This window comes from Thiohalocapsa sp. (genome assembly GCF_019695415.1).
In the GTDB taxonomy this organism is placed as follows: domain Bacteria; phylum Pseudomonadota; class Gammaproteobacteria; order Chromatiales; family Chromatiaceae; genus Thiohalocapsa.
In genome coordinates, this window is record NZ_JAIFKJ010000411.1 from 1 (window position 1) to 3,206 (window position 3,206).

Below are 3,206 nucleotides of genomic sequence, written 5' to 3' on the forward strand. Positions count from 1 at the left end.
GCCGAATACCGACCCGAAGGCCCGGTCAACGCCCAGGGTGGCGTCGACCTGGGCCGCTGAAGCGCGCTGAGCGGCTGCTTCGGCGGACATGCCCTCCGGCGGCTCCCACCAACGCCACAGCCCCTGCCACTTCGGCAGCGGTGCCGTGTCAGGCGCGACCTCGGCGCTCGGCTGGGCGGGGTTGGCGAACGTGGCGGCGAAGATGTCGGTGCCGCCGAGAATCGCCAGCATGGGTGCTGCCGAGGATGCAGCTGTCGGCGCGGTATCCGCTTCGCCGCTGTCTTCCGCCGCTGTGCTGGCTGCCGCGGCTTCCGCCTCAGCATCTGCTGCGTCGGCCGCGGCGACAGCTTCGGCCTCCGGTGCGGCCTCCGGCTCGGCGGCGGGCGCCGTCTCCGCCGCTGCGGTGTCGGCAGCGTCGGCGTCGGCTTCGGTTGGCGCCGCCGCCAGCATTTCGACGAACTGCTGGCGCTCTTCAAGCGAGGCCGGGCCGGTGCCTTCAGGCGCCCAGGCGACGTTGATCGTGCCGCCCTTGGTCGGGTCCGGCGACAGGCGACCGGGGAGGACGCCGCTCAGAGACGGGTAGTCGCCCAGCATCGTCTCCCCGTAGAGCGGCTTGTAGGTGCCCTTGTGGCAGGTGGCGCAGGCCGCCTTCGGCGCGTCGCCATTCGGGCCCAGGCGATGCTCCGGATACAGCGGCTGAAGCGGCTGTAGGTGCTCGTTATTCATGTCGCGCACCATGCGGATGCCATGCCAGGCGGTGACGCGCTGCGGGGTGCTCTCCTCCCACAGCCCCATGGCGCGGGTCTGGTGGCAGTAGGTGCAGTTCACGCCCAGGGACTGGGACATGTACATCATCAGGGCGTAGGTCCATTCCGCCTGCTTGATGGATTGGCGGTTGCCATAGGGCAGGAGCTCCGTACCCTGCACGCGGATGTCGGTGTCTTCGAGCAGGAAAGGCGTCAGCGGATCGAAGGGCAGCGACGAATAGCCATTGTTGGACACGCCGGCGAGATTCTGGCCGCCCTTCCAGCCGGTGGTGCCGGCGGAGGGTCGCGGCGGGGTCGGCTTTTCGAACCAGATGTCCGACGGCACCGGCTCCCCGCGATGGCAGGTCCAACAGGTGACACCCGTCTGTTTGACGTGGCTTTGCCAGTTGGCGTTGATGTCGCGGGTCATCTTGAGCATCTGCCGTGTAACCAGCTTGGTGTACTTGCCATCGTCGGCGAGGTTTTCGGCGTTGTGGCAGTAGGCGCAGCCGGCATTCGGCGCGACCCAGGTGGTCATGGCATTCATCAGGCGCGCGAATTCCAGCGCGTTCAGGTCCGTGAGCACCTGCACGTTCTGGTGTACTTCGGTCGCCATGGGGAAGGTCGGGTCGTAGGGATCGCTCGGCTCCGGCTCCGGGATGGCGTTGATCTCTGTGAGCGCGTCCACGTTCGCCGGGTTGTAGACCTGGATCATGGAGTTGCCGCGGTAGCCCCATTGGACGCTGTCGGTGGGCTGCTTGCAGCTGGTGAGCAGCACCATGGAACAGGCGAGGCCGGCGGTGAGGAGTCGTTGGGCGATGAGGGGGTTCCTCAGCCTGCGGTGATGGTGTGCCGCGCCGCCGGCGGTTTGTCGGGATGGCGCAGTGAGGAATGCTGGACGGGCAGTCGGGCCTGCAGGACGCCGCATTGGGAAAACCTCCGATGGTCGGTCGCGCTGCTTCAGCGTCAGCGCGCGTTCGGCGGGTGTATTGGGTTGTGGCAACCGGGCGCCCGCCTACGCCCATTTATGGCAACGCCGCTCGATCGACGTGCTTCGTGCGGGGCAGAAGCCTCGCCATGGTCAGCGGCCTCGGCCGCTGAGAATTCAGGCATGCAAGAACCGCGATGGCCTGCGCAGTAGCAAAAATGCCTCGTCGTTTCTTGCTGGGGTGGTCAAAAGCATCGACCACACAAATCAGCCTAGCTTGACGTTGACTGTTGTCAATTGAAAAAGACACCAGAATGTTGTAGCGCACGGTGCCAATCGGCTGTTCTTCTCACGCCGTATGGCGAGCGGTGCTCGATGGCCGCGTCGCACGCTCGAGCGCCGGGGCGTGGGAGGTTGGACCTTCAACCTCTCCCGTCGCCGCGGCAATGGCCGCCCGGGTCGGGCGGCCTGTGCGGCCGACTAGGCGGCGTTCTTCGGCTTGAAGTTCCGGCACCAGCCGTTGGCCGGCACCTGCCGCCCCCCGAAGAAGGAACAGGGGCCCTTCTCGGCGCCATCCGGGCCCTGGAAGAGCTGACACTTGGCGCAGGACTGATCCGTACTGTGCTTGGGAAACTTCTCCGAGTCCGCGTTGGCGGTGTCGGTGACGAAGCCCATTGCCTTGGCGTAGGCATCGTTGGGGTCCAGGTCCGGCTTGGCCTCTTCGGCACTGACGAAGCGGGCCAAGGTCAGCGCCGAGGCGCCGGCGGCGATTTGGAACAGGAATTTGCGGCGATCGATCGGGTTCATGGCTGAAGCTCCTCGCTTTGGCTCGTTGCTTTGTTGGTTGGTTGCAGCGTTACCGCGCGCAGCTGCGTCGGTCATCGCATGCGTTTTCACCCGGCGGTTGGCCACTGCCCTTGGGGGCGGAGGCCTCAGGCCAGGGTTGCTTCCGCTGCTCGCTGCGTCCCGTGGTTGTCGCGCCAACGGACGCGGAGTACGCCGCCCGGCGGTGCTTCTTCCAGTCGGAACTGCAGCAAGGGGTCCTTGGCGACTGCGATGCCGAGCCGCGCCTCCAGCACGACGCGGTCATCCACCGTGATCGTTGCGTCCGTGATGTAGTGGGCCGGCATCTGCTCTCCCGCGGCGTTCTGGCGCAGCCCGGTCTCCATGGGATGCAGCATCAGCACAATGACGTCCACGCCGCCGTTGCGGCGCTTGCTGCGGATGCGGATGTCATAAGACTCGGCCATCGGGCGCGGTTCTTCTCGGCCGCGCGCGTCAGCTGCAGCCGCCTGTGCTGACCTTGGCGTCTGCCGCGGCCCAGTGGAGCCCATCGGCGGTGCGCACGGCGCCATAGACGCGCCCGCTGCCGGCGAGCTTGATGCGCACGGACAGGCGCGCGGCGGTGCCTGCACCCATGCGAAACTGTGCAGCGATGGGCATAGGGTTCATGTCGGCTAACAGGTAGATTTCTTCCACGCCTGGCAGCGTGCTCGTCACCGTGACGGGTACCGAAGCAACGCCTTCGCTTA

Annotated in this window: 4 protein-coding genes; all 4 read right to left on the bottom strand. The window is 66.6% G+C overall.

What is annotated here, in order from left to right; all coding sequences use genetic code 11:
- A partial coding sequence (pufC, locus tag I6U14_RS11760) for a photosynthetic reaction center cytochrome PufC (protein WP_296899544.1) occupies nucleotides 1-1,527 on the bottom strand: 1,527 nt, incomplete at its 3' end.
- Nucleotides 1,528-2,154: 627 nt separating this feature from the next.
- Nucleotides 2,155-2,481 (bottom strand): high-potential iron-sulfur protein, encoded by a 327-nt coding sequence (locus I6U14_RS11765; protein WP_296899546.1) that lies wholly within the window; start codon nucleotides 2,479-2,481, stop codon nucleotides 2,155-2,157.
- Between the two features lie 125 nt (nucleotides 2,482-2,606).
- Nucleotides 2,607-2,924 carry a thiosulfate oxidation carrier complex protein SoxZ gene (soxZ, locus tag I6U14_RS11770; RefSeq protein ID WP_296899548.1) on the bottom strand — a complete coding sequence of 106 codons (318 nt, stop codon included), beginning with the start codon at nucleotides 2,922-2,924 and terminating at the stop codon, nucleotides 2,607-2,609.
- Between the two features lie 28 nt (nucleotides 2,925-2,952).
- Nucleotides 2,953-3,206, bottom strand: a 254-nt coding sequence (locus tag I6U14_RS11775; RefSeq protein ID WP_296899550.1) for a thiosulfate oxidation carrier protein SoxY, incomplete at its 5' end; no start/stop codon positions are given.

Coding starts and splice junctions, on each gene's coding strand:
- soxZ (WP_296899548.1), bottom strand. CDS start 2,924: ATGGCCGAGTCTTATGACATCCGCATCCGCAGCAAGCGCCGCAACGGC.
- I6U14_RS11765 (WP_296899546.1), bottom strand. CDS start 2,481: ATGAACCCGATCGATCGCCGCAAATTCCTGTTCCAAATCGCCGCCGGC.